General features: G+C 65.6%; 31 protein-coding genes and 1 pseudogene. 5 read left to right on the forward strand and 27 right to left on the reverse strand.

The window, feature by feature from the left end; translation table 11 throughout:
* Positions 1–20: 20 nt before the first annotated feature.
* The 10 genes from ACXPWS_RS08730 to ACXPWS_RS08775 all read right to left on the reverse strand — a co-directional run bounded on the left by ACXPWS_RS08730 (position 21) and on the right by ACXPWS_RS08775 (position 8018).
* Positions 21–587, reverse strand: a complete 567-nt coding sequence (locus ACXPWS_RS08730; RefSeq protein WP_458712063.1) for an isomerase — start codon at positions 585–587, stop codon at positions 21–23.
* Positions 584–1633 carry an NAD(P)H-dependent amine dehydrogenase family protein gene (locus tag ACXPWS_RS08735; protein ID WP_458712064.1) on the reverse strand — a complete coding sequence of 350 codons (1050 nt, stop codon included), beginning with the start codon at positions 1631–1633 and terminating at the stop codon, positions 584–586. The genes ACXPWS_RS08730 and ACXPWS_RS08735 overlap by 4 nt, the downstream gene beginning before the upstream one ends.
* Positions 1630–2850 carry a cytochrome P450 gene (locus tag ACXPWS_RS08740; RefSeq protein ID WP_458712065.1) on the reverse strand — a complete coding sequence of 407 codons (1221 nt, stop codon included), beginning with the start codon at positions 2848–2850 and terminating at the stop codon, positions 1630–1632. The genes ACXPWS_RS08735 and ACXPWS_RS08740 overlap by 4 nt, the downstream gene beginning before the upstream one ends.
* Entirely contained in the window at positions 2847–3269 is a 423-nt protein-coding gene (locus ACXPWS_RS08745) for a hypothetical protein (protein WP_458712066.1), read from the reverse strand. Before ACXPWS_RS08745 ends, ACXPWS_RS08740 begins: the two co-directional genes overlap by 4 nt.
* 22 nt (positions 3270–3291) lie before the next feature.
* Positions 3292–3978 (reverse strand): hypothetical protein, encoded by a 687-nt coding sequence (locus ACXPWS_RS08750; RefSeq protein WP_458712067.1) that lies wholly within the window; start codon positions 3976–3978, stop codon positions 3292–3294.
* Positions 3975–4106, reverse strand: coding sequence for a hypothetical protein (locus ACXPWS_RS08755; protein ID WP_458713791.1), 132 nt, complete (start codon positions 4104–4106; stop codon positions 3975–3977). Before ACXPWS_RS08755 ends, ACXPWS_RS08750 begins: the two co-directional genes overlap by 4 nt.
* Positions 4107–4121: 15 nt before the next feature.
* On the reverse strand, positions 4122–4925 hold the full coding sequence (locus tag ACXPWS_RS08760) for an AAA family ATPase (RefSeq protein ID WP_458712068.1): 804 nt from the start codon (positions 4923–4925) through the stop codon (positions 4122–4124).
* 31 nt (positions 4926–4956) lie between these two features.
* Complete coding sequence (locus tag ACXPWS_RS08765; RefSeq protein WP_458712069.1) at positions 4957–6492, reverse strand: MorD protein; 1536 nt, start codon at positions 6490–6492, stop codon at positions 4957–4959.
* A 151-nt stretch (positions 6493–6643) separates the two neighbouring features.
* Entirely contained in the window at positions 6644–7246 is a 603-nt protein-coding gene (locus ACXPWS_RS08770) for a TetR/AcrR family transcriptional regulator (protein ID WP_458712070.1), read from the reverse strand.
* A 55-nt stretch (positions 7247–7301) separates the two neighbouring features.
* Positions 7302–8018, reverse strand: coding sequence for a hypothetical protein (locus ACXPWS_RS08775; RefSeq protein WP_458713464.1), 717 nt, complete (start codon positions 8016–8018; stop codon positions 7302–7304).
* Between the two features lie 76 nt (positions 8019–8094).
* On the opposite strand from ACXPWS_RS08775, the gene ACXPWS_RS08780 reads away from it, so the two are divergent.
* Both ACXPWS_RS08780 and ACXPWS_RS08785 read left to right on the forward strand, forming a co-directional pair.
* Entirely contained in the window at positions 8095–8217 is a 123-nt protein-coding gene (locus ACXPWS_RS08780; protein WP_458712071.1) for a hypothetical protein, read from the forward strand.
* A gap of 49 nt (positions 8218–8266) precedes the next feature.
* The gene (locus ACXPWS_RS08785) at positions 8267–9340 is read left to right on the forward strand and encodes an NAD(P)H-dependent amine dehydrogenase family protein (RefSeq protein ID WP_458712072.1); all 1074 of its coding nucleotides are present in this window, start codon (positions 8267–8269) and stop codon (positions 9338–9340) included.
* 21 nt (positions 9341–9361) lie between these two features.
* Here the strand turns inward: ACXPWS_RS08785 and ACXPWS_RS08790 are convergent.
* The 9 genes and pseudogenes from ACXPWS_RS08790 to ACXPWS_RS08830 all read right to left on the reverse strand — a co-directional run.
* Positions 9362–9736, reverse strand: a pseudogene (locus tag ACXPWS_RS08790) (alpha/beta fold hydrolase); the annotation flags it as partial.
* Between the two features lie 56 nt (positions 9737–9792).
* On the reverse strand, positions 9793–9987 hold the full coding sequence (locus ACXPWS_RS08795) for a ferredoxin (RefSeq protein ID WP_458712073.1): 195 nt from the start codon (positions 9985–9987) through the stop codon (positions 9793–9795).
* Positions 9984–11186, reverse strand: a complete 1203-nt coding sequence (locus ACXPWS_RS08800; protein ID WP_458712074.1) for a cytochrome P450 — start codon at positions 11184–11186, stop codon at positions 9984–9986. The genes ACXPWS_RS08795 and ACXPWS_RS08800 overlap by 4 nt, the downstream gene beginning before the upstream one ends.
* A gap of 116 nt (positions 11187–11302) precedes the next feature.
* Complete coding sequence (locus tag ACXPWS_RS08805; protein WP_458712075.1) at positions 11303–12085, reverse strand: NAD(P)-dependent oxidoreductase; 783 nt, start codon at positions 12083–12085, stop codon at positions 11303–11305.
* Positions 12086–12116: 31 nt separating this feature from the next.
* Entirely contained in the window at positions 12117–12935 is an 819-nt protein-coding gene (locus ACXPWS_RS08810; protein WP_458712076.1) for an NAD(P)-dependent oxidoreductase, read from the reverse strand.
* A complete protein-coding gene (locus ACXPWS_RS08815) occupies positions 12935–13798 on the reverse strand; it encodes an alpha/beta hydrolase (RefSeq protein ID WP_458712077.1) in 864 nt (287 codons plus the stop codon). Before ACXPWS_RS08815 ends, ACXPWS_RS08810 begins: the two co-directional genes overlap by 1 nt.
* On the reverse strand, positions 13791–15449 hold the full coding sequence (locus tag ACXPWS_RS08820; RefSeq protein ID WP_458712078.1) for a thiolase C-terminal domain-containing protein: 1659 nt from the start codon (positions 15447–15449) through the stop codon (positions 13791–13793). The genes ACXPWS_RS08815 and ACXPWS_RS08820 overlap by 8 nt, the downstream gene beginning before the upstream one ends.
* A 1-nt stretch (position 15450) precedes the next feature.
* Entirely contained in the window at positions 15451–15669 is a 219-nt protein-coding gene (locus tag ACXPWS_RS08825; RefSeq protein ID WP_458712079.1) for a ferredoxin, read from the reverse strand.
* Positions 15669–16940: an NADH-ubiquinone oxidoreductase-F iron-sulfur binding region domain-containing protein gene (locus ACXPWS_RS08830; RefSeq protein ID WP_458712080.1), complete on the reverse strand. Its 1272-nt coding sequence runs from the start codon at positions 16938–16940 to the stop codon at positions 15669–15671. The genes ACXPWS_RS08825 and ACXPWS_RS08830 overlap by 1 nt, the downstream gene beginning before the upstream one ends.
* Before the next feature lie 54 nt (positions 16941–16994).
* On the opposite strand from ACXPWS_RS08830, the gene ACXPWS_RS08835 reads away from it, so the two are divergent.
* Positions 16995–17456, forward strand: a complete 462-nt coding sequence (locus ACXPWS_RS08835) for a hypothetical protein (RefSeq protein WP_458712081.1) — start codon at positions 16995–16997, stop codon at positions 17454–17456.
* A 7-nt stretch (positions 17457–17463) separates the two neighbouring features.
* Here the strand turns inward: ACXPWS_RS08835 and ACXPWS_RS08840 are convergent, their stop codons facing one another.
* The 4 genes from ACXPWS_RS08840 to ACXPWS_RS08855 all read right to left on the reverse strand — a co-directional run bounded on the left by ACXPWS_RS08840 (position 17464) and on the right by ACXPWS_RS08855 (position 21068).
* Complete coding sequence (locus ACXPWS_RS08840; protein ID WP_458713465.1) at positions 17464–18321, reverse strand: alpha/beta fold hydrolase; 858 nt, start codon at positions 18319–18321, stop codon at positions 17464–17466.
* 86 nt (positions 18322–18407) lie between these two features.
* Positions 18408–18797 (reverse strand): Rieske (2Fe-2S) protein, encoded by a 390-nt coding sequence (locus ACXPWS_RS08845; RefSeq protein WP_458712082.1) that lies wholly within the window; start codon positions 18795–18797, stop codon positions 18408–18410.
* Positions 18797–19939 carry an amidohydrolase family protein gene (locus tag ACXPWS_RS08850; RefSeq protein WP_458712083.1) on the reverse strand — a complete coding sequence of 381 codons (1143 nt, stop codon included), beginning with the start codon at positions 19937–19939 and terminating at the stop codon, positions 18797–18799. Before ACXPWS_RS08850 ends, ACXPWS_RS08845 begins: the two co-directional genes overlap by 1 nt.
* Positions 19940–19958: 19 nt before the next feature.
* Entirely contained in the window at positions 19959–21068 is a 1110-nt protein-coding gene (locus tag ACXPWS_RS08855; protein ID WP_458712084.1) for an amidohydrolase family protein, read from the reverse strand.
* Positions 21069–21321: 253 nt separating this feature from the next.
* On the opposite strand from ACXPWS_RS08855, the gene ACXPWS_RS08860 reads away from it, so the two are divergent.
* On the forward strand, positions 21322–22350 hold the full coding sequence (locus tag ACXPWS_RS08860) for an acyl-CoA dehydrogenase family protein (RefSeq protein WP_458712085.1): 1029 nt from the start codon (positions 21322–21324) through the stop codon (positions 22348–22350).
* Entirely contained in the window at positions 22334–23521 is a 1188-nt protein-coding gene (locus tag ACXPWS_RS08865) for an acyl-CoA dehydrogenase family protein (RefSeq protein WP_458712086.1), read from the forward strand. Before ACXPWS_RS08860 ends, ACXPWS_RS08865 begins: the two co-directional genes overlap by 17 nt.
* Before the next feature lie 54 nt (positions 23522–23575).
* Here ACXPWS_RS08865 and ACXPWS_RS08870 read toward each other — a convergent pair whose 3' ends face one another.
* The 4 genes from ACXPWS_RS08870 to ACXPWS_RS08885 all read right to left on the reverse strand — a co-directional run bounded on the left by ACXPWS_RS08870 (position 23576) and on the right by ACXPWS_RS08885 (position 26347).
* Positions 23576–23914, reverse strand: a complete 339-nt coding sequence (locus ACXPWS_RS08870; protein WP_458712087.1) for a hemophore-related protein — start codon at positions 23912–23914, stop codon at positions 23576–23578.
* Positions 23915–24147: 233 nt separating this feature from the next.
* Complete coding sequence (locus tag ACXPWS_RS08875) at positions 24148–24690, reverse strand: TetR family transcriptional regulator (RefSeq protein ID WP_458713466.1); 543 nt, start codon at positions 24688–24690, stop codon at positions 24148–24150.
* Positions 24691–24765: 75 nt separating this feature from the next.
* The gene (locus ACXPWS_RS08880) at positions 24766–26130 is read right to left on the reverse strand and encodes a cytochrome P450 (RefSeq protein WP_458712088.1); all 1365 of its coding nucleotides are present in this window, start codon (positions 26128–26130) and stop codon (positions 24766–24768) included.
* 25 nt (positions 26131–26155) lie between these two features.
* The gene (locus ACXPWS_RS08885) at positions 26156–26347 is read right to left on the reverse strand and encodes a ferredoxin (RefSeq protein WP_458712089.1); all 192 of its coding nucleotides are present in this window, start codon (positions 26345–26347) and stop codon (positions 26156–26158) included.
* Positions 26348–26350: the final 3 nt, after the last annotated feature.

The following is a 26350-nucleotide window of genomic DNA, read 5'->3' on the forward strand; positions in this document are numbered from 1 at the left end:
GGGGACCGACAAGTCAGGGGCTACGGACGTCGCTTCAGTTGTCGGCGGACGAGCTTGGCGAACTCGGCCGTCGAGCGGCGTACCGACTCGAACTCCAGAGACACGAACAGGGTGTCGACCATCGCGAACGGCAGCGTGGTGGCCACCGCTCCGCGGCCGTACTCGATATGCCACGAGGCGGGGTGAATCGTGAGACCGCGGGCACGCCCGCGCTGCAGGCACGTGCCCTCTCCGGGGCGCAGGGGTGGTAGCGGCGCGGTGTCGTCGGATTCCAGGTCGTAGGAGTCTATCTGGCCGGCGAGCAGGAACTTGTGGATGTCGACGTGTTTGTAACGTCCCGAGAATCCTTGTGTCCCCGTGGGTGATCCGAAGATCACGACATACTCTCGCGGGCTGAAGTAGAGGAAGCGGACCTTTCCCAGGATGCCGCCGGCCTTGCTGCCGACCCAGCGGCTGGGTGCGGGGTCGATGAGATCCGGGTATGCCTGCGCAAGGAGTTCGACGGCGCGGAGTACCGGATCATCGGTGGCGGCGGCGGCCTGTCCGGCGATGTCGAGAAGGACGGCCGGGTCGATCCGGTACGTCATCCGCAGACGAGTCCGCGGGGCCGCACCAATCCGAGGTCCAGATGCGTGAGCCATCCGGGCGGGGCGTCGCAGACATCGGGGATGACGTTGATGGCACCCATCGCCGTCCAGGCATATCCGGGGTGGGTCATACTGCCGTCAGGCTGCCGAGCCCCCTGCATGGTCAGTTGGCTGGGTGGGTCACCCTCGATGAGGATCTCGTACCGGGTGGTGCCACAATCCCATGGCGGGTCGAGACTTTCGGGGCCCGCTGTCACATAGCTGGCACGGAACACGATGAGGGGCTTGCCGCCGACCCAGGCGGTCCACTCGTGACGCTGCGCGGCAACGGTGCCACGCGGGATCATGCCCTCGACGTGGGGAATGTCCCGGGTCGCGGTGGCGACACCGACCTCGCCCGCGGTCACGTCATCGATCGTCACCCCGAGTCCATCGGCGATCATGTACATGGACTGCGCGAAGAACGGCATACCCAGGCCCAGGATGGTCGGCTCGGACAGGAATGCGTCCTTGTCTTTACCGAAACCCATCCAGTCGATGTGATCCAGCGGTGCATCGTCGAGGACGTGCACGACTTCGTGCACGTTGATCGTGTCGACCCGGCTCATCACCCGAGCCAGGGTGAGCGGCAGGATGTCGCCCGCATACCCGGGGTGGATGCCGCCGCCGTGGAACGACGTGGCACCGTCGGCGCAGGCGGCCCGGATCTGACTGCCTCCGTCGCGGAAGTCCTTGCTGGGGTGAAAGAATCCGGAGGTCGTGACCACGTTCTTGCCGGACCGCAGCAGCCGGCACACCGTGTCCACATCCATGATGATCGGGGTGTAGAAGACGCAGTCGGCGTCGAGGCCGACGACGGCGTCGACGTTGTCGGTGGCAAGCACGCCGATCGGCCCGATCCCGGCGATCTCACCGGCATCGCGGTCGACTTTGTCGGTGCTGTGCACGAGGACGCCGACGAGGTCGAACTCCGGACAGGAGGCGAAGTGCCGGATGCCGGCCTGGCCGACATCGCCCGTCATCCACTGGATCACCCGATAGGTCATGTTCTGGACCGTACCCCCGGGGTGAACTCCACAGGTATGGAACGGAATCCGCGGGTGATCGAGTTTCCGTGGAACTCCGGTTCGGCACCCGGCGCGAGGCGGCAATCGGGCAGTCGAGCCAACGTCCGCTCCACCCCCACCTGGAACTCCATCCGCGCCAGGTTGGATCCGAGGCAGCGATGCACGCCCGCTCCGAAGCCGAGGTGCCGGTTCTCCCGCCGATCCAGCACGCAGCGGTTCGCGTCGGGGAACACGGTTTCGTCTCGGTTTGCGGCAGCGAAGTTGACCACCACCGTGTCCCCGGCCAGGAAGGTATGGCCGCTCATTTCGACGTCGTTGGTGACGGTCCGGTGCAGCCCATGGATGGAGCCGGCGTAACGGATGAGTTCTTCCACGGCGCGGGGAACCAGTTCTGGGTCGGCGATGAGCCTGTCCCGTTCGCCCGGGTGCGTCGCCAGGTAGTGAAAGGCGAAAGACATTGCGCTGGCGGTGGTCTCCAGACCGGCCTGGACCAGCAGCATCGCATTGGCGACGACGTCCTGCAGCGGCAACTTCTCCCCGTCGATCTCCGCGGCGAGCAGGATGTCGATCATGTCACCCCGCGGTGGCCGGTCCATATGCGCCGTCGCGGCATCGTGGATGCGCTGGTACAACCCGGCCCACGCCGCGAGCCGAACCTCCTCGGTCGCGCCGTTGAGGGCGTCATCGGTCAGGTCGAAGCACACCGACACGTCGTCGATGGACAGCCCCAGCAGATACTTGAACAGCACGATCCCGGGCTGCCGCCAGGCCACGTGGGCCAGGTCGCCGTTTCCATCAGCGATGAAATCGTCGATGAGTTGGTCGGTTTCGGCGGCGATCTGAGGGCGCAGTGCCTTCATCTGGGCCGGTGAGAAGTAGGGGTTGAGGACCTTGCGGAGCTTCTGTTGCCGCGGCGGATCCATCATCACGACCAGGTCGCCGACGACGAAGTCGGCCGACTCGGGAATCGGGTTGTTCGAGAAGTTCTCCCAATCCTGGGCTATCCGGTAACAGTCGTCGTAGTTGACCGCGATCCGGACACCGCCGGGTATGTCGGCGAGAAAAGGCTTGTCGGTGTGGGGAAAAGGACAGTCCTGTCGCATCGCGGCGTAGACGTCGTAGAGCAGATCGTTGTCATTGAAGTCCGGATGGCGCAGATCCCAGTTCTGGGCGTGCTGTCCGGGGGCGGCGGTCACGGCGCAGGCTTTCCGGTCGACATCCGCGCTTCTCGTTCCTGGTGGATGCGCACGAGTTCGCGGAAACCGATCCGGTGATATTTCGGCACCGGTTGGATACCCCATTGATCCTGGGCGGTGTCCTTGCCCTCGGCGCCCTCAGGCGGACCGAACGCCGGGTAGGGCACCTTGCATTCCAGGGTGTCATCGGAGTAGCGCACCTTGAGCAGCTCGCTGCAGATCTGGGTCAGACTGAGCGTCGGGTAGCCGTAGTAGATCGCCATGAACGGCAGGGTGAAGGCGCCCTCGATGACCAGGGCGATCAAGCAGACCAGAACGGCACGTTTGATCCACTTGTGCATGCGTGCGTAGTAGGGCGTGGTGCCAGGTGGCAGATCGTCGTCGGTCTTCTCGTCGGTGGCTTCGGGTGTGGTTGTCATTGTCGGACTCCTTGAAAAGGGTTCAGTCGGAGAAGATCTCGCGGTTCACCGTGTGCAGGTAGGGGATGGCGAGGAAGGGCGTGATGTAGAAGATGTCGTAGAGCCACCAGCCGATGACCGGAAACACCACGCCGGCGAACCGGACGTCGGCGAACATCGTCATGTTGAACACGTAGACGCACCAGATCAGTACGCCCATCCAGCAGGTGATGACCATCCACTGGTGGCCCCAGCGCTTCATCTGCAGGAAGCCGATGGCCGCCGCGCAGCGCATCGCGAAAACGGTGACGATCATCCCGAAGACCATCGATTTCTCACCGGGCCCGGCTGCACCGCCCACCCACAGTTCGTTGTAGTGCCAGAAGTATCCGGCATCGAACATGTTGCCCCAGCCGATCATCAGGACCCGGTTGATCAGCGTGTGGTTGGCCACGAGATCCAGTGCCCACCCCAAGCTGTTGAGCATGCCGTCGATCAACGTCAGGTACCCGATCAGCGTGACGATCATCGGGCGCACCGACAGCCGGGAGCGCAGGGCCTGACGCTGCAGCCAGACCCCGCGCATGAAAATGGGGAAGCCGATCAGTCCGGGAACCCACATGCCCATCAGAGCGGCCCCGACGATCATCCATTTGTCGGCGCGCCGCTGCGCCGAACGGGACTCGTCATGATGTCCCTCCAAGCTCACGGACGCCTGCGACAGCGTCACAGGTCCCACCACCCGCGAGCAAAGGACATGTACAACTGGATTCCGAACATCGTCAGCAGATAGCCGTAGATGACGATCTGGAGGACGATGAGGGCCTTCTTGCGATTCTTCTCCTGCTGATCCACCACGGTGGTGACTCCTTCCTAGAGTGTGTGCTTCGAGCTGCCGGCACCGATCAGACTGGCTGCGGCGACCTCTCGGAGACCTTCGGTGATGGCGCCGTCGCTGGACAGCGGCGCCAGGATGCAGGCCTGCGCGGCATCCAGTTCCGTTGCGCCGATAGCGATCAACTGCGCAGCGGTGACCAGCACCCGGGTGGACGGCGGTTCGAAGTGGAATGCCTCGTCGGCGGTGCGGATCGCGTTGGCGCAGTTCACCAGCCGCTGCGCCGAGTCGAGGCCGACACCTGTCTCGGCGACGATCACCTCGGCCTCTCGCTCGGGGGGTAAATAGTGCATCGGCAAGGTGACGAACCGCTGGCGGAATGAGGGTTTGAGCTCCTTGAGTGAGCTGCGGTAGGCCGGGTTGTAGGAGCAGACCAGGATGAACTCCGCGGGAGCGTGGACGACCTCGCCGGCCCGGTCCAGGTACAGCGCGCGCCGGTGGTCGGTGAGTGAGTGCAGGATGGCCAGGGAATCGTGCCGCGCCTCGACCACCTCGTCCAGATAGCAGATGGCGCCGGCCTTCACTGCTCTGGTGAGGGGACCGTCGGTCCACACCACGTCGCCTCCGGTGACCATGAACCGTCCCACCAGATCGGAGCTGGTGAGGTCGTCATGACAGCTGATGGTGACGACGGGGCGCCGTAGCAATGACCCCATGTGCTCGACGAGTCTGGTCTTGCCGCATCCGGTGGGCCCGGTGAGCATCACCGGGAGGCGACGCTGATAGGCCTGCTCGAACAGCTGGACTTCGTTGCCGATCGAGTAATAGGTGTCTGATGTCATGCGCGATCCGCCTCCGGCTCCTCGCTGAAACTCATGCTGCGACCAGCTCCCTGTGGACGTGGGCGAGAACGCGCGGAAGTTCCTCGATCCGGCGAATGCGCTGGGATCTGCGCGGACCGAAGATCTCGGGCAGCGGGTCCACCCGGACCGGCCCGACACCGATGTAGTACATGGCCACTCCGGCGTCGTGGGCCTCCTCGACGGCGTGCGCGGCATCGGCCCACGCGTAGCGCCCTTCGTAGCCTTCGTCGGAGATCAGGCCGTCGCCGACGACGATGAGCAACCTGCGTTCGGAGGGCTGGTCGAGCAGGCGGTGGGTCAGATGCCGCAGTGGTGCACCGAGTCTGGTGTATCCACCGGTGGACAGCCCGAGGGCGCCGGGCGGGACGAAGCGCCGCTCCGAGAAATCCTTGAGGCAGCCGACTTCGACCCGGTGCCGGGTGTTTCCGGTGAACAGGAAGATGCCGTGCCGCTCCTGTGCCGATGCCATGGCGCGCGACAGCGCGTCCGCACAGGCCAACTCGAGCTTGAAGATGGTGCCACCGTGTACACCGAGCGACGAACTGCCGTCCAACAGCAGCGCCGTGGTGACATCACGGCTGCTGGGCAGCAACTCGCGGAAGATTCGCGGTTCGCCGGCGTCGCCGGTCACCAGGTCGAGATAGTGGTCGACGTACTGCTCGACATCCAGATCCGAACCGTCTTCGAGCCGATTGCGCATCGAGCGATGGGTGTTCTCCTCGAACCACTTCCGGATATCGACGCGCACCGGGGCCGGCCGCCGGGCGCCGGGGGCATGTGCGCGTTCGACGACGGCGACGTGATCTTTCATGAACTTCTGGGTCCAGGCATTCCATTCCGGGTAGGGGATACCGGGGCGGTGTTCAGGAGTGACGTCTTGGTCGTTGTCCTGCGGACGGCTGGGCGGTGGCAGATTAGAGTTGCGGATGCCGCCCTCACCGCCCACCGGTATCGAATACGGACGCGGCAGCCGCTTCTCGGCGATGGTCCATGGCATCCGGCCGAACGTCCGGCGCAGCTTGTCGGTGATGCTGCGCGGCAGTGTGTAGGACGTCGGCAGATTGCCGTACAACGGATCGACCGGCAAGGGCTGGTTGGCGCGGGCAAGTTCGACGGCGCGGGCGAGCATTTCCCTGGCATCCATGTCGGGCTCCGCTGGCGTCAGATCGGGAACCACCCTGCGCAGCTCGGCGACCAAGCCCGGCCAGTGCGCGGTGACCCACCCGAATGCCACGCCGGCCTCGACGACGGTGAGAGCACGCAGTTCGCGGGCTGACAGCTCGTTGAGGTGATAGCTCAGCAGCCGGTCTTTCGAGGGCGAGCATTGCAGCGCCACACCGCATGTCACGGTCCGGCGGGACCACCCTCGGTGTGTCGGGGGATAGGGCACGTGGACGAAATCCAGCTGGGAACTCAGTCCGAACCCTCGGCGCTGTCCGGTGACCAGGCGCGCACCCAGGCGTCGTTCACCGCTGAGGGCCATGGCGGTCACGGCGCAACTGCGCTCGATCGCCATCGCGTGTGTTTCGGAGAGTTCGGTGGTCATCGGATCAGAACGTGCCGATATTCGAGAACATCCAGTACCAGAACCAGATGACCAAACCGGTGCCGCCCCATGCGGCGACGTAACGCAATATCTCCCATACCCAGTCCACTTCACGCCTCTCTGTTGTCGGATCGTCGTCGGTGCCGGGTGGTCATCGGATTTCCAGGCCGCGCAGTGCGGTGGTCACCAGCCCGGTGAGCATGGCGTCGCGGGTGTCGGTGTCCACCGTCGTGGTGAGGACCCCGTAGATCCCGAGCAGAAAGAAGGTGGCGCTGTAAAAGGCGTCGACCTCCGGCGGCACCTTTCCGACCCCGCGGGCCCGTTCGATCTCGCGCACGAGAAGGACTATCAGCGGGTGATCGGTCCACTCGTCGGCGCTCGGCCTGCTCGGCGAAAAGTGCAGCGCAAGAAATTCTTTGAACAACGTGGAACCAAGTCGCCGTTCCAGCCCGGCGATCAGGTGTGCGATGTGATCGAGCGTGGCGCGCAGCTCGTGCGGAGTCTGGAGGTAACGGGCGAACTCGGCGGCCATCCGCGCTTCTTCGCGGGTTTCGAGTTCCAGCAGGACATGCTCCTTGCTGGGGAAGTGGAAGAAGAACGTGCCGTGTGCCACCCCGGCCGCCGCGACGATGGCGCCCACGTCGGCACCGGCCATTCCCGACGAGGTGAACTCGGCGATGGCGGCGCCGAGGATCCGTTCGCGGGTTTGGAGGCGGCGCATTGCGCGCGTCGATTGCCTGACCGGTGGTGCCACGGCGCATCCTCCTGATCTTGAGCCGATGGAAGTCAGTGAGTGTGAAGTCATCCGTTCAGTCCGAGAAGATCTCGCGGTTCACCGAATGCAGGTACGGAATCGCCAAGAAGGGCGTGATGTAGAAGATGTCGTAGAGCCACCAACCCACCACGGGTAACACCACGCCGGCGAATCGGACGTCGGCGAACATCGTCATGTTGAACACGTAGACGCACCAGATCAGTACGCCCATCCAGCAGGTGATGACCATCCACTGGTGGCCCCAGCGCTTCGTCTGCAGGAAGCCGATGGCCGCCGCGATGCGCATGGTGAAGACGGTGAGGATCATGCCGACTTCCATGGCCTTCTCGCCGGGGCCCGCGGCGCCGCCCATCCACAGTTCGTTGTAGTGCCAGAAGTATCCGGCGTCGAACATGTTTCCCCACCCGTTCAACAGAACCCGCGCGAGGATGGTGTGGTTGGCGAACAGGTCGAGTGCCCAGCCGACCGTGTTGATCGCGGCGTCGATGATGACCAGATAGCCGATCAGGGTCACCAGCATGGGCCGTACCGTCAACCCGTCGCGCTGCGCCTTGCGAAGCAGCCAGACGCCGCGCAGGAACAGTGGCAGACCGAAGATCCCGAGTGCCGCGGTGCCGATCAGCAAGCTCCCCGAGGTCAGCCATTTGTCGGCCTGGCGTTGGGCCAGGCGGGATTTCTCCAAGTGCTCGTCGAGGCCGCCGGCCGATATCTGCGGTCGATGTGCTTGCCCACGATCACGGCCGCGATTCACTGTCGGCAGGTTCACAAACGCTGACTATAGTCAATTGAATGACTTAGTCAATCCTGCAAGGACGGTGCGTTCCGGCATGCCGCCTCTCTCGGGCATGGTGCGGGAAAAGGCGTTGTTGGCACCGATGTTCCGGCTGTTCTCTGCCGGGTATGCCACGCACGCGCATGCGCTGGACGATCCTGAGACGGTGGTTGACTAAAGTCAGGTTTGGTCGTTAGATGAGAAGCGCCTCGACGGGGAGGGCCCAGATGACACGAGTCGTGCAGTTCTCTACCGGAAATGTCGGCAGACACTCGCTGCGGGCCATCATCGGAAGACCTGACCTGGAGTTGGTCGGCGTCCATGCGGCCAGCCCGGACAAGGTGGGCCGCGACGCCGCCGACCTGTGCGGACTGAGCCGGCCCACGGGCATCATCGCCACCGATGACATCGGCGCCCTCACTGCGTTGCAGCCCGATTGCGTGGTGTACACCGCACAGGGTGAGACGCGGCCGATGGAAGCGATCGGGCAGATGGCCGGGTTCCTGGCCGCGGGAATCAACGTTGCCGCGACGTCGATGGTGTGGCTGGTGGCGCCCCGGCACGCCGAGGACTGGCTGCGGGTGCCGCTGGAACAAGCATGTGCGGCCGGTGGTTCGTCGCTGTACGTCAACGGGGTCGACCCCGGCTACTCCGGCGACACCGAGGTGCTCGCGGCGTTGAGCTTGGTGACCCGCGCCCGATCGATCACCGTCCAGGAGATCTTCGACTACGGCAACTACGATGACTACGAATTCACCGGCAAGTCAATGGGTTTCGGGATGGCACCCGAGGAGGGCGACCCCATGCTGTTCCTGCCGGGGGTGATCGCGTCGATGTGGGGTGGTCCGGTGCGCAATCTCGCCGAGCAACTTGGCGTGCAGCTCGACGAGATCCGGCAGCGGGTCGAGCCCTGGTATGCCGACACCCGTATCGAGTGCAAGATGTGCACCGTGGAGCCCGGCCAGATGGCCGCGGCCCGATTCGCGGTCGAGGGCGTGCGCGACGGCGAACCGGTGATCACGTTGGAACACATCAACCGGTTGACCGGCGCGTCCGCTCCGGAGTGGCCATATCCGCCCGACGGCCAGACCGGTGTGCACCGTGTCGTGGTCGAAGGCGATCCGCGGGTGGTGCTGAACACCCACGTGTCGCACCCGGTGCTCGACGCCACCGACGCCGGATGCATCTCGACCGCGGCACGGGTGGTCAACGCCATCGACTGGATCTGCCGCGCCCCCAGCGGACTCGTCTCGGTGGAGGACATCCCGCTCAGCGCGACGATCCGCGGCCTGATGTGGTGACGTGTCGAGCCGGCTCAGGAAACCGTCGAAGTCCGCGAAGGTCATCGCGCCGTCTTCCGCGAACCGCAGGTAGCCCAGCATCTCTCCGACGTCACCGTCGAAGTCGCCGTCTTCTGAGTCGCGCATGGCCATCGCCTCCGGGTACGTGCGGCCCTCGCGGGGCAGTGCGGCAGCCAGATAGATGATGTGCCGCACCAGGTCTGGCGCGGCATCGGCGGCCAGGGTGGCGTCGAACCCGCCACCGGAGTGCCCGACCAGGACATCGCCGGGCGCCAACGCGGCAAGCACGGCATCGCGCCGATTCGCCAGGGTGGACTCCTGATCGACGAGCGCTCCGTGACCGGGAAGGTCCACCGCGACGCCGTCGAGACCGAGCTCAGCCAGTTCGTCGATCACCCGGTCCCAGCATCATGCCGCGTGAAAGCCGCCGTGCACGAAGACGAATCGCACCCTCAGTCCACGATCGCGATGGCCTGACGCGGGCACTGCCGGACGGCCTCGCGCACCTGGTCCTCGTTGTACGGCGTCACTTCGTCGGTGAGCACATGCAGGTAGTCCTGGTCGTCGAGGTCGAACACCTCGGGGATGACGCCCATGCAGACGCCGTTGCTCTCGCACAGCCCGAAATCGACCGCGATGTGACTCATCGAATCACCTTCACCGGGACCCTGGCATAGCCCGCGACATTCTGCATCCGTACCCGCTCCAGGCCCGCGAAGTCGACCTCGAAGTGCGGCATGAAATCGAGCAGCTTCTCCAGTGCGATGACACTCTCCATCCTGGCCAGTGCCGCACCGAGACAGCTGTGGATGCCGTACCCGAGCCCCAGATTCTGTGCCTCGGTGCGGTCGCGCTCGATATCGAAGATGTCGGCGTCGGTGAACGCGTCGGGATCGCGGTTGGCGGCCGCACTGATGAGGAACACCGGCTTGCCAGCCGGAATGACCCCGCTGGGCACGTGCGCGTCCTTGAGCGTATAGCGCACGTTGTACTGCACCGGGCCCTCGTACCGGAGCAATTCCTCCACGGCGGCCGGGACCAGGTCGCGGTTGTCGAGCAACTTCTGCCACTGATCGGGGTTCTTCGCGAACAACACCACCGCGGTGCCGATCAGCTTGGTGACGGTTTCGGCGCCTGCACCGCCCAGCAGCGTGGCGAAGGCGGTGATCTCGATGTCGTCGAGCTTGTGCAACCGCCCGTCCTCGCGCGGGATCTCCGCGGCGATGAGCCGGCTGATCATGTCGTCCTGCGGGTTCTCCCGGCGCTTCTGGACCAGGGAGTAGTAATAGATGCCGGTGTCGATATTGGCCTGCATCCCGGCCTCGGACGTGCCGAACTGGCCCGGTTCGCGGGACAGGCTGGTGTCGATCCAATGCCGCACCATCTGGCGGTAATCCTCTTCGACACCGGCCATCCGGGTGATCACCTCGACCGGGAAGGGGCCGGAGAAGTCCTGCACGACGTCGAATTCGTCACCGGTGATCTTGCCCAGGAACCGGTCGATCTGCTCGACGATGGTGTCCTTCTGGGCCTGCACGGCCCGCGGCGTGAACGCCTTGTTCAGCAGGCTGCGCATCTGCCGGTGATCGGGTGGATCCATGAAGATGATCGACTTCTGCGGCGGCACCTCGCTCTGCACCATCGCCAGGTCGCATCCGCGGGAGGACGAGAAGGCCTCGTGGTCTTTGAGCGCCGCGGCGACGTCCTCGTGGCGGGTGAGCGCGTAGAAATCCCGATCGGCGTTGTAGTAGAGCGGCGCCTCGGTGCGCATGCGCCGGTAGATCTCGAACGGGTTGTTGAAGTACTCCTCGGAGAATGGGTCGAAAACGAGTTCCGCCGTCGTCATTCGTGGTCCTCCTTCGGGATGGAGCTGCCATCCCCAACCATTACGGAAGTCTCTGAAACTGTAACGCTAACAGTAATGCCGTCGGGGCGTGACGAAATGCCGGCTTTCGTTGTGCCTCACTCCGGCACGCCGGCAGTGACCACCGGTTCGAGGGCGCCGAGGCCGAAGCCGAGTTCGGCCAGCGTCCCTTGCACGACGGCGACGTCTTTGCTGAGGAACTGGCCGACCGCGCCGATGAACTTTTGGGTGGAACCGGCCCGCTCGATCATCCCGAGCGCGCGGCTGGCGCCGCTGCCGTGTTCGAGCGCACTCAACAGGGTGGATTCGTCGATCGAAAGGTGCGAACCCATCCGCACGGCCTCCGCGATCAACCCGATCTGGGCGGCGAACATCGTATTGTTGACCAGCTTCATGCCCTGTCCGGAGCCCAGTGGACCCATGTGCAGGACCGGGTCCGCATAACTGGTGAGCACGGGCCTCGCCCTGGCGACCGCCTCATCGGAGCCGCCGGCGAACACCGTCACATGTCCGGCGGCGATATCGTGCGGGCCACCGCTCACCGGCGCGTCCACCACGCCGATGTGCCGAGCCCGCTCGGCGATCGCCTCGGCGGTGCGCGGACTGCCGGTGGTGTGGATGATCAGAATGGCCCCTGGCGCCATCGCATCCAGCAACGGGCCGGCGCACACCTCGCGGACCTGATCGTCGGTGAACACACACACCACCACCACCTCGGCGGCGAGGTCGGTGACGTCGTCGACCGGGGCGCCCCCGAGTTCCACAATCGCCGCGCGCCGTTGCGGCCCGCGCGCCAGCACGCCGACCTGATGGCCGGCCTCGACCAGGCGGCCCACCATGGGGGCACCCATCCGGCCGGCACCGATGAAGCCGACCCGCATCAGGGCACGTTCTTCTTCGCGCAAGCGCTCATCAGCGCGGGTGACCCATGATGGCCAACGCCGTGTCGGCGGCGGTGAACACCGAACCCTGCGGGGCCGCGGCCTCCTCGGCCAGTGCGGTCGCATGCCGGCAGTCCTTCTGCAACAGCGCACCCGCGATCGGGGCCAGCCGGTCCAGCGTGCCGCCGAACGCCGCGATGCTGCCGAGCGCCTTGCTGTTGGCCGACCCGCGGGAGATCACCTCGCACAGCCGGTCCCGTGGCACACCGAGCGCCTCGCCGAGTTCCAGCGTGCTCATCGCCGCGCCCAGGTTGGCGCTGAACAGCAGGTTGTTCAATATCTTGGCGACCTGCCCGCTGCCCAGCGGTCCCAGGTGCACGATCGGGTCGGCGTAGGTGGCGAACACCGGGCGTGCCCGTTCCACGTCGGCGTCCGCACCGCCGACCATGACCAGCAACTGGCCGGCTTCGACGGCCGGGGCGCCTCCGCTGACCGGAGCATCGATCACCGAAACGCCCTGTGCAGAAACCGTTTCCGCAATCTCGCGGCAGGTGTCGGGGTGGATGGTGGAGTGGATGGCCACGATGGCGCCGGGAGCCAGGCCTTCGAGCACACCGTCCGCACCGAACAGCACCTCGCGCACATCGTCGTCGCCGACCACGCACACGCACACCAGGTCACTGGCCGCGCCGAGTTCGGCGGGTGTGCCTGCCGTCTTCGCCGCGGTATCGGCGTAGGGCTGCAGCGACGCCGCTCGTCGCGCCCACAGGGTGGTTTGATAACCGCCCTCGACGATCCGGCGCGCCATCGGGCCGCCCTGGCTGCCCAATCCGATGAATCCGACCCGCATCAACCTGCCTCCGCTTCGACATCGCTGGACACACACTGTCCGGCGAATGCAAGCACCCGCCGGTGATACTCGGCGGCCGACAGCCCGACACTGAGATTGTGTCCGCTGTCAGCCATTTCGTTGAGCTCCACCCGCGGCGCCGCGGTGAACAGGGCCGCGATGGCCGCCAGCGCCTCGGGGCCGGATTCCCACACGCTCTCGTGGTCGGCGGCGCTGAACTGCACCGGCACCCGCACGCCCGCGGCGGTGTCGGCGAAGTCTCCGCGTGGCCAATTCGCCGACACCGCACCCTCGTACGCGACTCCCGGTGCGGACAGCCCACCGGAGAGCACCTCGTCGGGATACAGCTTCGTCGGCTGCCACAGCAGGTCGCGCAGCCCGGCCGGGGTGCGCGACAACGTCGCTTGGCTGAGCAGGGTCCTCGCGTCCGGGTGATAGTTCAGTCCGGTACCGGCCAGCGAGATGCCGACGACGCGCGGGTGACCGGCCATCCGCAGCGCGAGTTCGCAACCCAACGAATGACCGAGGAGGAACACGCGTCCCTGCGGTGCGATCGTGTCGACGGCACCCCAGGCCAGCGCGACCCGGTTCGCCGGGACATCCATGGTGTCCTGGTACAGCGACGACGCACCGTAGCCCGGGCGGTCCAGAGCGATCGCGCTGAATCCCGCTGCCGCGGCCTGGCGCAACAGGGACAACTCCGGCCGGCCCGGGCAGTCGAAGTACACCGACGAGGTGGCCCCGCCGTGGATCGCCACGATCACCGCCCGCGGCTCGGGGACCGATGCGACCAGGGCCGTCATCGGCACCGCGCCGACCATCACCATGCGGCGCTGCACGCTGGTCGGGTGGATGCTAGTCATCGGTCCGCAACAACAGCACACCGCTCGGCGTCAGACCGCCACTGCTGGCCACCGCCACCTTGGCACCGGCGACCTGGCGTTGGCCGGCTTCGCCGCGCAGCTGGGTGACCGCCTCGTGGATGAGGCCCATGCCGTGCGTGCGACCGTGCGAGAGCTGGCCGCCGTGTGTGTTCAGCGGGATGACGCCGTCGCGGGCGATGGCGTGGCCGCCGTCCAGAAAATCCTTGGACTCACCGATACCGCAGAATCCGAGGGCCTCCAGCCAGGACAGGCAGTTGAAGGTGAACCCGTCGTAGAGTTCCGCGACATCGACATCATCGGGCCGCAACGAGGTTCGGCTCCACAGGTGCGCGGACTGACCGAGCACCTGCGGTTCGTGGGTCAGCGTGGTCTGGTCCCAGTCCAGCCGTTCGATGATCTGGGTGCCGACGGCCTCCACCCGCACCGGTTTCTTCGGCATGTCCTTGGCGGCGTCCACGGCCGAGACGATCACCGCGACGGCGCCGTCGCAAGGCACATCGCAGTCGTACAACCCGAACGGGGTGGTGATCATCCGCGCGGACAGGTAGTCGTCCATCGTCATCGGGTCGCGGTAGATGGCAGTGGGGTTGAGTGCGGCGTTGGCACGCTGATTCAATGCGATCCAGCCCAGGGTCTCGCGTGTGGTGCCGTAGCGGTGGAAGTGCCGGGATGCGTTCTGCGCCAGCGTGTGCGCCGCCGAGATGCCACCGAACGGCTGCTGCCAGCTGGTGGTGCGGGCGCCGCCGGGGGGCGACACCTTGCCTTCCTTCAGCAACTGCTGGAAAGTGGCCTCCCACAGGGTGCGAAAGCACAGCACGTGCCGGGCCATCCCGGTGGCCACCGCCATCATCGCCGCGATCACCGAGCCGCCGGGGCCAAAGGTGTCCATACCGCCGTTGATCCAGGTGGGACGCAGGCCCAGGGCGCCCTCCAGGGCCGACACTCCGCCCTCACCCATACCTGCAATGTCCAGGCCCGGATAGGTGGACAGACCGTCGATGTCGTCGAACGTCAGTCCGGCGTCGGCGACCGCGGCCTTGCACGCCTCGATGGTGAGCGACAGCGGGGGCACCATCAGTCGGCGGCCCAGCGTGGAGGCGCCGATGCCGGTGATGGCCGAGCGGTCCTCGAACTTGTCGGTGGTCACCATGGGCCGGACGTACTTCGCGAAATCCGTCGGCGCGATCTGGTCCTCGGGCATCATCGCCGGTGCGGTCTGGTCTGCCGCGAGGGTGAACACCGGCAGCCACACATCGTCGTGCTGCTGGAAGGCAACCTCGACGGGCTGGCCCAGTTCCAGCTTTTCCGGGTCGCAGTCGACGATGTTGGTGGTCAGCCGCACCCGCGGATCCTCGGCGACGGCGACTTCGGCGATCACATACGGCGGCGGCAGGTCGGGGAAACCGAACCGATGATTGACGCTGACACCGGCCAGAGTTCCCCGCCCGGACACCGCGCGCACCCCGAGATCCTGGCTGCGGCAGTACCGGCAGATCGGGGCGGGCGGATGGATCAGCGACTTGCAGCTCTGGCATTCCTGAATGCGGAGTCGCCCGTCGGCGCCAGAGGTCCAGAAGAATTCGTTCTGCGATGTGAGCTGCGGCAGTGGGCGTCCGGGAATGCCTGCCATGTCAGCGCCCCGCCACGGTCTCGGCACCCTGCAGTTCGACGATGGCGTGCACCGGGCAGTCCAGCAGCGCTCGCATCACCGCGTCGCGATCCCGTTCGGGGACTTCACCGTTGCCTTCGAGTTTGGCGTAGCCCCAGTCATCGAGGGAGAAGTACTCGGGCGCATGTTTGGCGCAGATCCCGAAGCCGTCGCACAGCGTGCGATCCAGTTTGACCTTCATCAGATCGCCTCCACCTCATATGGCCGCTGCGCCTCGAAGCCGCGGCACCCCTCGCACGGTGCGGCGAGATGCGCCCGCACCAGGTCGGGAAATTCGGATAACAGGCTGGCCGCGATGTTGGCCGCACCGTCGAGCGTCGCGCACGCGCCACGGCCGCGCAACACCACCGACCACCGCTGCAGCCGGGCGACGTCCTGTTCGGTGGCCGAGCCGTCGCGCAGGGCACCGGCCACCGCGGACATCGCCGCCGTTCCGTTGAAGCACGAGCCGCACTGCCCGGCGTTCTCCCGGTCGAAATAGGCGAGCACCGCCGCCGCCACCGCCACCGGGCAGTCGGTGGTGAGCACGGCCACCGCCCCGCAGCCCAGGCCGCTGCCGAGGCCGCGCAGTGTCTCGTGGTCCAGGCCTGCGGTCACCGCGCCAGGGCCCAGCAGGCCGGCGAAGTAGCCGCCCATCAGCAAACCCGTCACCTCAGCAGGCGAAACACCATGCAGAACAAGCAGATCCGTCATCGAGGCGCCGTGCGGAAGTTCGTAGAGCACGGGCGCTTTGCCCGCGCCGGCGATGGTCGCCAGGAAGGTGCCCGGTGAGGCTGTGGTGCCCTGCGCGCGGAAGGCATCCGCACCGTGGCGCAGGATGTAGGGCAGGTGTGCCAGGGTCTCGACATTGCTCACCAGCGTCGGCAGTCCGGCCACACCCTCCTGGAACACCCTCGGTGGTTTGTCGGTCGGTTTGGCCGGTCCGCCGTTGATCGCCCGCACCGCCGCCGATTCCTCGCCTGCGACGTAGCCGGCGGCGACGCGCACCACCGTCACCGGTGGTGTGATGTCGATTCCGGCCAGCGCCGTCTCGATTGCGCTCGCCGCGTGCGGATCGGAGACGTAGACATAGGCGCGGTCGGCGCCGACGATGCCTGCGGCCAGCCGCAGCCCGTCGAGCACCAGATGTGGCCGATTGCGCAGCAGCCAGCGGTCTTTGGCCGAGGCTGGTTCGCCCTCCTCGCCGTTGGCCACGATGACGGTCGCGCAGCCGGTAAGGTGCGCCGAGCGCACCGTCTGCAGCTTGACCGCGAGTGGGAACGCCGCGCCACCACGGCCGAGCAGGCCGGCGGCAGCGATCTCACCGAGCAGCTGTTCGGGATCGTCGAGGTCTTGGTAGCCGCCGGAAGTGCGGTAGTCGGCGAGGTCTTCGGGGCCCCGCTCGGTCAGCAACAGCCGCGGCGTCAGGCCCGGCCAGACCGACGTGGCGAGATCCGTTGCGGTGGTGGTCATGCTGGCATCCCTTCAGGCTCCTCACCGGCGCGGCATCCGGTTAGGCTGGCGGCCGTGAGAACCGCAGTGGTGCGAGTCGATGTGGATCCGTTCGGGCAGCTGACGCCCGCCAGGCTGACCGAGGGGATGGCGGCCTTGCGCGCACTGGGCGCCGACGTGATCGACTCCGATCTGGCAGCGCTGCCCGCCGGCCGGCGCCAGATCGAGGTGCTGCTCGCCGGTGACGACGCGCAAGCTCTGACGGCCGAGGTGATCGGGCTGTGCAGCAAGGCGTTTGGCACCGATCCGGTGGCCGGCGTGCTGACCTTCGTGAGCCGCGGTACCGATGACGACGCGCACGGAGTGCTGGCCGGTTTCGGGCTGGCCGGCCGGGTGCACCGGTTCCCCGGCGGGCAGGGCTGGGACATCGTCGAGGTGACACTGCGGCGCACCGACATGGAGCGGATTCCGGAGAGCCGGATCCACACCGCGCTGGAGGCGTCACTGAACAGCGAGGTGCGCATCCTGCTGGAGTAGCCGTCCATCACGTCGCCAGGAAGGACAGGATGGCCGGCGCGGCCTGCACCCAGGTGTCGAACAGGCAGAACTTCTTACCGCCGCTGCGCGCGAACTTCTCCCCGGCGCGTTCCCACGCGTCTTCGGGCCACGGCGGATCGATGAGGGTGGATCCCTTGATGAGACAACTCACTTCCAGCGAGGTGCGCTTGGGGTGATCCCAGTCGTTCTCGCCGCCGCGGATGATCAGGGTCGGCACGGTGATGTTGTCGAACATCTCATCCGGCACGCCGGGGATGGTCTGTCCCGGCTTGGACACGAAGGCATTCAGCCAGCGCAGCATCACCTTGAGGAACTCGTCGTCGTCCAGGTCGAGGAAGCGCTGCCGGTTGGCCGGGTTCTGTTCGATGCGCTCCCGCCACTCGGGAACGTGCAGCAGGCCCTTGATGCCCAAGCCGCGCACCGCCAGGATGCTCGGGGTGATGTAATGCCCGCCCAGGACGAACGATCCATAGACGCCACCGACGATATTCCACACCACCAGCTTGGTGACGATCTCCGGGTAGAGCATGGTGGTCAGCATGGAGTCCCTGGCCCCGCCGGACCCTCCGGCGATGATGCACGGGCCCACACCGAGTTTGGAGATCAGGGTGTAGAGCGTCTCGGCGCGCATGTGAGATTCGCTCTGCCCGTAGAACTGGATATCGGAGCGGCCGCAGTTGGGCCGGTCCCACAGCAGCACCCGGTAGCCGCCCTTGGCCAGCGCATTGGCCAGCGGACGCAGGCCGGGGATGTCCTTGCTGAACCGGCCACCCGGGGTCAGGGCGATCAGATCGCCGGTCTTGCCCAGGATTTCGTAGACGACGTTGCCGCCGTTGATCTCCATGACCTTCTCGCCGCGTTTGAGCTCGTAGTTCACCGATGATTCGCTCGCACGCTCGCCCGTCACCGATGATTCGCTCGCACGCTCGCTCATGCCTGCACCAGCACGTCGTCGCCGACCACCCGCACCGGGTAGGTGCGGATACTCCACTCGGGTTTCACCGCCGTGGTGCCGGTGGCCAGTTCGAAGCCCCACTGGTGCCAGGGGCAGAAGATGTATTCCTTGTCCCGCACCATCACCGCGTCGCCGGGCACGTTCTCGTCGACGATGTTGCGGCCGCGGGCCCGCCCGGAGCACAGGGGGCCACCCTCGTGCGGACAGTAGTTCGCGATCGCATAGAAGGTGCCGTTGACGTTGTAGACACCCACACCGTGTCTGCCGATCGGAACCAGTTTATGAGTGCCGGAGGGGATTTCATCGACGGTGGCGACGATGTGCTCGCGCCCCTGCGCGAGCCGGGGCGGTTGGGGATCCGTCACTAGAACACCCGGACCTGTCCTTCGAGGGCGGGCACGGTGTCGGGGAGTTTGTAGGTGTTGATGCCGTTGCGGAACATGATGTTCTCGCGGGCGTGTTCGGGTAGGTGTTTGACCAGCCAGCGGGGGTCGTCGAAGGTCCAGTGTGGGTAGTCGCTGGAGTAGAGCAGGATCTTGTCGCATTCCATCCACTCCAGGGCCCGGGTGAGTTCGGTTTTGTCTTCGGGGTAGTCCAGGGGTTGGGTGGTGAATTTGATGTGTTCTTTGACGTATTCGCTGGGTTTGCGTTTGATGTCGAGCCAGCCTTTGCGGGCTTGGTAGATGGCGTCCATCCGCCACATCAGGGGCAGGATCCAGCTGAAGGCGTGTTCGACGAACACGATGCGCAGGGTGGGGAAGCGGTCGAAGACGCCGTCGAAGATGAGGCTCATGACCTGGTTGGCGGCCAGTAGTGAGTAGGTGACCATGAAGTCGTGGTTGTAGCTGGGGAAGCCGACCGGCGGGATCGGCAGCGTCTCGTAATACCCACGAGACAGGTGGCAGGACACCGTGATGTCCTCCTGGGTGGCCGCCGCCCAGATCGGGTCATACATCGGGTCACCCCAGGACGGGCGCGGTTCGGCCTTGATCAGCACCTGCGCCATGAAGGGGTGTTGGGCCCACTTGTGGATCTCGGCGGCCGCCAGTTCCGGTACCTCGATCGCCGCGCAGATGGACCCGCGCCAGCGTTCGTGCCAATTGTTCTTCGAATCGAGCCAGTTCTCGGCAAGCCACGAGTTCACGCCCTGGGAGAACGCATGAGTGGCCTCACCGAGGCGGTACTCCACATGCGTCGGCTCCAGGATGGCGATATCGGAACCGGCTTCCATGATCAGCTGCTTGAACGCGAAATCCGGGTCGCTGCAGGCGAACTGGCCGTCGGGTGGGAAGGCGTCCACCCTCATGGCATATGAGTGCGCGTAGTCGGGCGCGTCGTAGTAGATCTGCTCGCCGATGGGGTGCGAGCCGAAATACTTGCTGCGCCACGGCTCGGGCAGATACGGGCCCAGTTCGCCGCGGCGCGGCATCGGGTGTACGTCGGAGTCGACGCAGCGCACCGCGATGCGCTCGGCAGGGGCGACACGGGGTATGGCGGTAACGGTCATCAGGGTCTCCTCGCTGCCTCTACTGTGCGCCCGATACGGACGAAAAGACCGAACTTTGGATGCCGTACAACTCGGCGGCATTGCGCCAGCACAGCTTGTCGCGCTGCTCGGCGCTGTAGGACGCCGGCACGGTCAGTTCGGCGGCGTTGTAGTGCGGATAGCTCGACCCGAACATGGTCATATCTTCCTTACCGGTGAAGCCGAACCACTCGCCCGCGAAGTCGACGTTGCCGGGTCCGTCGTAGGCACCCTGGATGAAGTAGACGTGGCCGGGCAGATAGTCACTTGGCATCTTCGGCGCCCACGGCGTCTGCTCCAGATGCGGCCGGCCGAAACAGTCCATCCGCCACATGAACGGGGTGAGCATGTCGGCCGCGCCGTCGGCGAACACCATCTTGAGGTTCGGCATCCGTTCGAACACGCCCTCGGCGATCATGTTCATCAGGTGGTAGAGGTAGTTCAGCGACATGAAGGACAGGTATTGCTCGTAGGTTCTGGTCTTGCCAGAAGGTGTGGGCGAGAACTGGATTCCCGCGCCCACCTCGATGTGCACGGCGACCGGCAGGCCGGCCGCCTCCGCGGCCTCCCACAGCGGCCAGAACTGTGGTTTGCCGTACAGCTCGCGAGATTGCAGGGGCACGCCGATCTGCACCACCCGCGGATGGTCCTTGTACTTCTCGATCTCGCGTAACGCGCCGGCGATATCGTCGGGATTTACCCGGATGGTGCCCCGGAACTTCTCCCCGTATCGGGCGTCGTCGAGCCAGCGGGTCACCATCATGTCGTTGTGCGCCGCGGCGATCGCCGATCCCAGATGGCGGTCGGGCATGATGCCGCGGGTCATCGGGTGCAGCACCGCCACGTCCACGCCGCGATCGGTGAACAGCTGCTTGGCGACCAGTTCGACGTCGGACCCCGGGTACTCGCGGTTCGGACCCTTTGCGTCCTTCAGGTACTCACCGCCCGGCGCCCCGTACCAGTCCATCTCGTAATCGGGAAAGCCGCGGCTGCTGAACGGTTCGCGCAGGAAGTTCTGCCGCAGGTCCTTGTTGGAGGCGACGAAGATGTGCACGCTGGCGTCGATGACGGGGACGTCCACCACTGTCGAACCGTCACGAATCTGCTTCACCAGGGGCCATCCTTGTGTTCTCATCCCAGGCCGGGAACCGGCCCGGAGTTGCTCCCAGTGTAGATCCTTGTTCTTCCAAAGCAAGAACAATGTTCTCCAGCGGTTCGCTTACATTCCCGCTGGTGAGAGAGTGTGCTGGTCAATCGGGTCGCCATTCGTTAGCAAAACTCCATACTGCGGGCCGGAGAACACGGACTCCGTTGACGAGAATGCTATTCTCGCGTGATCCGGACGATGAGGCGGGAGGTGCCGCGTGCTGCTTGAGTTCGATGCTGACCAGCGGCTATGGCAGGAGACGGTGCGCGACGCGGTGGGCAAGCAGTGCCCACCGTCGTTGGTGCGCGGTATCGCGGAGGGCAAACAGAACGGTGACAGTGCCGCCCGGTTGTGGAAGTCCTATCTGGAAGCGGGCTGGACCGAGCTGACCGACCCGGACAACGCGGTCGAACTGGCCATCGTGCTCGAGGAACTCGGGCGGGCCACCGACCCCACCCCGTTCCTGGCCACGCTGTCGCAATTCGCGCCGCTGGCCGGTGATCGGTTCGACGCCGCCAAGGCCGGAACCGCGATCTACGACGGTGTCAGCGCCAACTGGAGCCGGGAGGGTTGGGTGCTGGACGGCACCTCGAAGTTCGTGCTGGACGGGGACCGTGCCGAACAGCTCGCCGTGGTGACACCCGCGGGGGTGTTCGTGATCGGCGCCGAAGGCATCGGTACCCGGCGGCGCGATGTGTTCGACCCGGTACTGCATGTCGCCGAGGTGACCTTCGACCGGCTGCGGGTCCAGGAGTCCGACCGCCTCGATCTGGAACCGTCGGCCGCGCTGGCTCTGGTCGAACGGGGCCGGCACGTCGCGCTGATGGGTATGGCGATCACCATGGTCGGGGCCTGTCAGCGGATCCTCGACCTGTCACTCGAGCATGCCAAGAGTCGTCACCAGTTCGGGGTGCCGATCGGCTCGTTCCAGGCCATTCAGCACAAGGCCACCGACATGTACGTGGCCATCGAACGGGCCAGGGCGCTGTCGTATTTCGCCGCGCTCACCATCGCGGCCGATGACCCGCGGCGCCGGATCGCCGCCGCCATGGCCAAAGCCAGCGCGGGGGAGTGCCAGACGCTGGTGTTCCAGCACGGCCTGCAGACCTTCGGAGCGATGGGCTTCACCTGGGAGAACGACCTTCAGTTCGCGCTGAAGCGGGCCAAGGCCGGCGAGCTGCTGCTCGGCGGTGCCGCTGAACACCGCGCCCTCATCGCCGAGGAGTTTGATGCAACTCGAATTTGATCCCGACGTCGAAGAGTTCCGTGCCGAGTTCTCGGCCTTCCTCGACCAGCACTTGCCTTCTGCGGCAGACACTCTGGAGCGCCCACGGTCGGTATCGCACATGCCGCAGTGGGCGCGCGACTGGCAGCGACTGCTGTTCGACAATGGCTGGCTGCTACCGGCGCAGCCACCCGAGTTCGGCGGCCGCAATGCATCGGTGCTGCAGAGCTTCGTGCACCTGGAAGAGTTGTGCCGGCGACGGATCTACCACAGCTTCAACCCCCAGGGTGTCAACATCATCGCGGCGTCACTGCTGACATTCGGCACCGACGAGCAGAAGCAGCAGTGGGCGGTGCCGGTGCTCAAGGGTAAGCGCACCGCCTCGCTGGGCATGAGTGAGCCCAGCGCGGGTTCCGACCTGGCGTCCTTGCGCACCAAGGCAACGTTCGAGGATGCCGCAGATGGCGGGGCGTTCGTGGTCAACGGCCAGAAGGTGTGGACCTCGGGCGCGCATGACGCCGACTGGCTGCTGACCTTCGTGCGCACCGATCCGGACGCGCCCAAGCACAAGGGCATCAGCGTGCTGATCATCCCGACCGACACCGAAGGCGTGGTGTGCCGGCCGTTCGCCGACCTCACCGGCGAGGAGAACAAGGACTTCAACGAGGTCTTCTTCGCCGATGTGCGGGTGCCTGCGGAAAACCTCGTCGGCCCGCTCAACGGCGGCTGGAAGGTGGCCAACGGGTCACTGGGCCACGAGCGCACCATGATGTGGCTGGGCTTCGCGGACCGGATCGCCAACTCGATCGGCGATTTCAAACCGTCCACGCCGCTGGAGCGCGATCAGCTGGCCTCCACCATCATGGATTACCAGGCGCTGCGGTTGCTCGGATCGGTCGGGCTGGCCAAGGCGGCCCGAGGTGAGGTGGATGTGGCCGCGGTGTCGGTGCCCAAGCTGCTCGGCGCCGAGGCCGAGCTGCGGGCGGCGAACAATGCCCTGCTCGCGGCAGGCCCGGAGGGGTTGATCCATCCGTCGTTCAGCGGGCCGTATGCCCACATGAACCTGGACCACTACTACGCCAGCTGGTTCGAGCGGTACGCGCGTAGCTTCTCCGGAACCATCGCCGGGGGCACGTCGGAGATCCAACGCAACATCATCGCTCAGCAGGTCCTGGGGTTGCCCCGCGGCTGAAAACGGATTCGGCGCGTTTCGTCCGATGACGAAACGCGCCGAATCCGCGGTTGATCAGTAGTTGTTGCAGGTCGTGATGATCTGCGCGATCCCGTCGAAGTACTTCGACGCACCCGGCGCGTTGGCGATCTGGTTGGCGGTGCGCTGGCGCTCCGCCGGACCCGAAGCCAGGAAGTTGCGCAGCATCGCCTGTCCGACGGGCTGCGCGTTGAACTCCGCCGCGAGATCGGGCCGCTGAGCGTTCATCGCCCCGATCACCTGGTCATATGAGCACGTCGTGTTGACCACCGGGCCCAAATCGGGGGTCGCCGACGCGATTCCTGCGGTCAGCGGCAGCGCAGCTGCCATCCCGACCAGGGTGAACACCAGTTTCTTTCCCGACACCTTCACCATTGCCTAAGTACCTTTCCCCGCCCGACCAGTTTCCGGCGACACAGACTTTTCGGTGTTCGCGCCGGTTGCGTTACACGCTGATTTTTACAGGCTAACAGGACGGACGGACATGCAACGAACTTGATCCGAAAAGGGCCTCTGACGTGCACCTTCGCCTTTTATTCCATTCGGCCGAAAATATTACTGAACTCACAGTATTCAGGCCTTGGTGAAACACCTATTAGATGTGGTAATCAACCCGGCGGCTGCATGCTGCGCAAAGTCCGGATGAGGTAGTCGTCGAGCAGATCCCCGCGGGCCGGCCAGTCGCCGGTGGTGATCAACAGGGCGTACAGGCCCAGCAGAAAGTACACCGCACTGTTCATCGGTTGCACGGCCTCGTCGACGTCGCCGCGCTCGCGGGCCTGCTCGATCTGCTCGGCGACCAGCACGATGATCGGGTGATCGCGGCCGTCCTCGGCCGGCGGCCGCGTCTGCGAGAAATGCAAGGCCAGAAAGTCCCTGAAGAGCACGTCGCCCAACCTGCGTTCCAGGCCCATGATGAGCCGGGCGGCTTCGCGCAGCACCGAGGCCAGGTCGTCATGCGTCTTGAGGAACTGCCTGAACTGCTTGGCGATCCGCTCCTCTTCGCGCCGCTCCAGTTCCAGGAGGACGTGTTCCTTGGTGGGGAAGTGGAAGAAGAAGGTGCCGTGGGCCACGCCCGCCGCGGCCACGATGGCGGCCACGTCGGCGGCCGCCAGTCCGGAACGCTTGAACTCCGCGATCGCCGCGCCCATCAGACGCTCGCGGGTCTGTAGCCGCTTGGCCTCACGCGCCGATACCTCCACCACAGCGACACAGTATCTGCGCGGTCAGCGGTTGAGGTCGACCGCGTCCTTGTGCTCGGTGATCGGCCGGGCCGACTGCTGCTCGTCGATGATCCGTTGCAGTTTCTCCAGCGTGTCGTCGAGGCCGAGGCCCAACCGCTTCCCTGGGGTGAACGTCGCGGGCAAATGCTTCATGCCCTGAATGACGCCGATGGTCTCGTAGTGTTCGGTGCCCTCGGGGTCGCAGACGTAGTCGGGCATTCGGTCCAGGACAGCCGTGAGCATGGCTTTGAAGACCGTGCGGGCCACATTGGATCCCACGCAGCGGTGCACGCCGATGCCGAAGCTGAAGTGCCGGTTACCCTTTCGGTCGAGAATGATCTCGTCGGGATCTTCGAACACCGACGGATCGCGGTTGGCCATGGCCCACGATATCCACAGCCGCTCACCCTCTTTGAAGCGGTGGCCCTCGACTTCCACGTCTGCCGAGAAAGTTCGGCCGTCACCGGGGGCCGGTGTGTAGAAGCGCAGAAACTCCTCGGTGGCGGGGTTGAGCAGCGTATCGCGCTCGCGGCTGAGCAGGTCGCGTTGCTCCGGGTTCTCCGACAGCCACTCCAACGAGTGCGCGGTCAGTGCCGTGGTGGTGTCGAAGCCGCCACCGATGATCAGGCCCAGGTTGCCCACGATCTCCATGTCGGGCGCGGGCTCACCGTCGATGCGCAACTGCAGCAGCGCGTTGATCAGACCGGGCCGGGGGTTCTCCTTCATCTCGAACATGGTGGTGAGCATGTCGATGCCCATCTGCCTGCTCATCTCGGCGACGCGCGCGGCGTCGGGCGAGTGCTCCGGAGTGGACACGGACAGGTGCGCAGGCTCGCTGTAGACCGGCCACTTCTTGAGTTCGATGCCCATCATGGCCAGCGTCAGTACCGCGGGCACAATATTGGCCAGGTCGTCGACGAAATCGATTCGGCCGCTTTCGATCTTCTCGTCGAGGGCGGCCCGAACCACTTCGTCCACGAACGGTTGCCACCGCTTGATGGCCGCGGGGGAGAGGTACGGGTTGAGCGCGCCGCGGTAGATGCTGTGCTCGGGCTCGTCCATCTCGAGGATGCCGCCACGCACGACCGTGGCCCGTTGCGCCTTGGGGATGGTGATGCCCTGGTAGGGCGTCTCTCCGCTCAGATCGTGGTGGTTGGACACCACCGGGCAGCGGGCAAGTTCGAAGACGTGTTTGCTGTCGGCGGCGACCCAGTGCCCGTTGTACGTGTCGGTCCACGCCATCGGGCACTTGGACTGCATCTCCTGGGTGATCTTTGCAAACTGATCGCGGTACTCCGGGGTGTGCCGGTCGAAATGGTAGGTGTTCTTCTTGCGGTCGTCGTCTGTCGCGAGATCGTCGATCGTCACGGCGCTGTCTTCCTTTGTGATCTGGTCATTCGATGACGATGGCCTGTTCCGGGCAGGAGTGCGCAGCCTCGCGCACCGCGTCCTGCTGGTCGTCGGGCACGATCTCGTTCACCGGTGACGCATGTCCGTCGAGATCGTCGAGTTCGAACGCGTCGGGCGCAATCATCGAGCACAACGTGTGTCCCTGACAGCGTGAGCCGTCGACTGAAACCTTCACTGC

This window comes from Mycobacterium sp. BMJ-28 (genome assembly GCF_054404835.1).

Coding starts and splice junctions, on each gene's coding strand:
- ACXPWS_RS08780 (WP_458712071.1), top strand. CDS start 8,095: ATGCCGCCTCTCTCGGGCATGGTGCGGGAAAAGGCGTTGTTGGCACCG.
- ACXPWS_RS08810 (WP_458712076.1), bottom strand. CDS start 12,935: ATGCGGGTCGGATTCATCGGATTGGGCAGCCAGGGCGGCCCGATGGCG.
- ACXPWS_RS08830 (WP_458712080.1), bottom strand. CDS start 16,940: ATGACCACCACCGCAACGGATCTCGCCACGTCGGTCTGGCCGGGCCTG.
- ACXPWS_RS08735 (WP_458712064.1), bottom strand. CDS start 1,633: ATGACCTATCGGGTGATCCAGTGGATGACGGGCGATGTCGGCCAGGCC.
- ACXPWS_RS08825 (WP_458712079.1), bottom strand. CDS start 15,669: ATGAAGGTCAAACTGGATCGCACGCTGTGCGACGGCTTCGGGATCTGC.
- ACXPWS_RS08785 (WP_458712072.1), top strand. CDS start 8,267: ATGACACGAGTCGTGCAGTTCTCTACCGGAAATGTCGGCAGACACTCG.
- ACXPWS_RS08760 (WP_458712068.1), bottom strand. CDS start 4,925: ATGACATCAGACACCTATTACTCGATCGGCAACGAAGTCCAGCTGTTC.
- ACXPWS_RS08730 (WP_458712063.1), bottom strand. CDS start 587: ATGACGTACCGGATCGACCCGGCCGTCCTTCTCGACATCGCCGGACAG.
- ACXPWS_RS08795 (WP_458712073.1), bottom strand. CDS start 9,987: ATGAGTCACATCGCGGTCGATTTCGGGCTGTGCGAGAGCAACGGCGTC.
- ACXPWS_RS08800 (WP_458712074.1), bottom strand. CDS start 11,186: ATGACGACGGCGGAACTCGTTTTCGACCCATTCTCCGAGGAGTACTTC.
- ACXPWS_RS08805 (WP_458712075.1), bottom strand. CDS start 12,085: ATGCGGGTCGGCTTCATCGGTGCCGGCCGGATGGGTGCCCCCATGGTG.
- ACXPWS_RS08765 (WP_458712069.1), bottom strand. CDS start 6,492: ATGACCACCGAACTCTCCGAAACACACGCGATGGCGATCGAGCGCAGT.
- ACXPWS_RS08745 (WP_458712066.1), bottom strand. CDS start 3,269: ATGACAACCACACCCGAAGCCACCGACGAGAAGACCGACGACGATCTG.
- ACXPWS_RS08870 (WP_458712087.1), bottom strand. CDS start 23,914: ATGGTGAAGGTGTCGGGAAAGAAACTGGTGTTCACCCTGGTCGGGATG.
- ACXPWS_RS08840 (WP_458713465.1), bottom strand. CDS start 18,321: ATGGAGATCAACGGCGGCAACGTCGTCTACGAAATCCTGGGCAAGACC.
- ACXPWS_RS08875 (WP_458713466.1), bottom strand. CDS start 24,690: ATGGGCGCGGCGATCGCGGAGTTCAAGCGTTCCGGACTGGCGGCCGCC.
- ACXPWS_RS08815 (WP_458712077.1), bottom strand. CDS start 13,798: ATGACTAGCATCCACCCGACCAGCGTGCAGCGCCGCATGGTGATGGTC.
- ACXPWS_RS08820 (WP_458712078.1), bottom strand. CDS start 15,449: ATGGCAGGCATTCCCGGACGCCCACTGCCGCAGCTCACATCGCAGAAC.
- ACXPWS_RS08865 (WP_458712086.1), top strand. CDS start 22,334: ATGCAACTCGAATTTGATCCCGACGTCGAAGAGTTCCGTGCCGAGTTC.
- ACXPWS_RS08850 (WP_458712083.1), bottom strand. CDS start 19,939: ATGACCGTTACCGCCATACCCCGTGTCGCCCCTGCCGAGCGCATCGCG.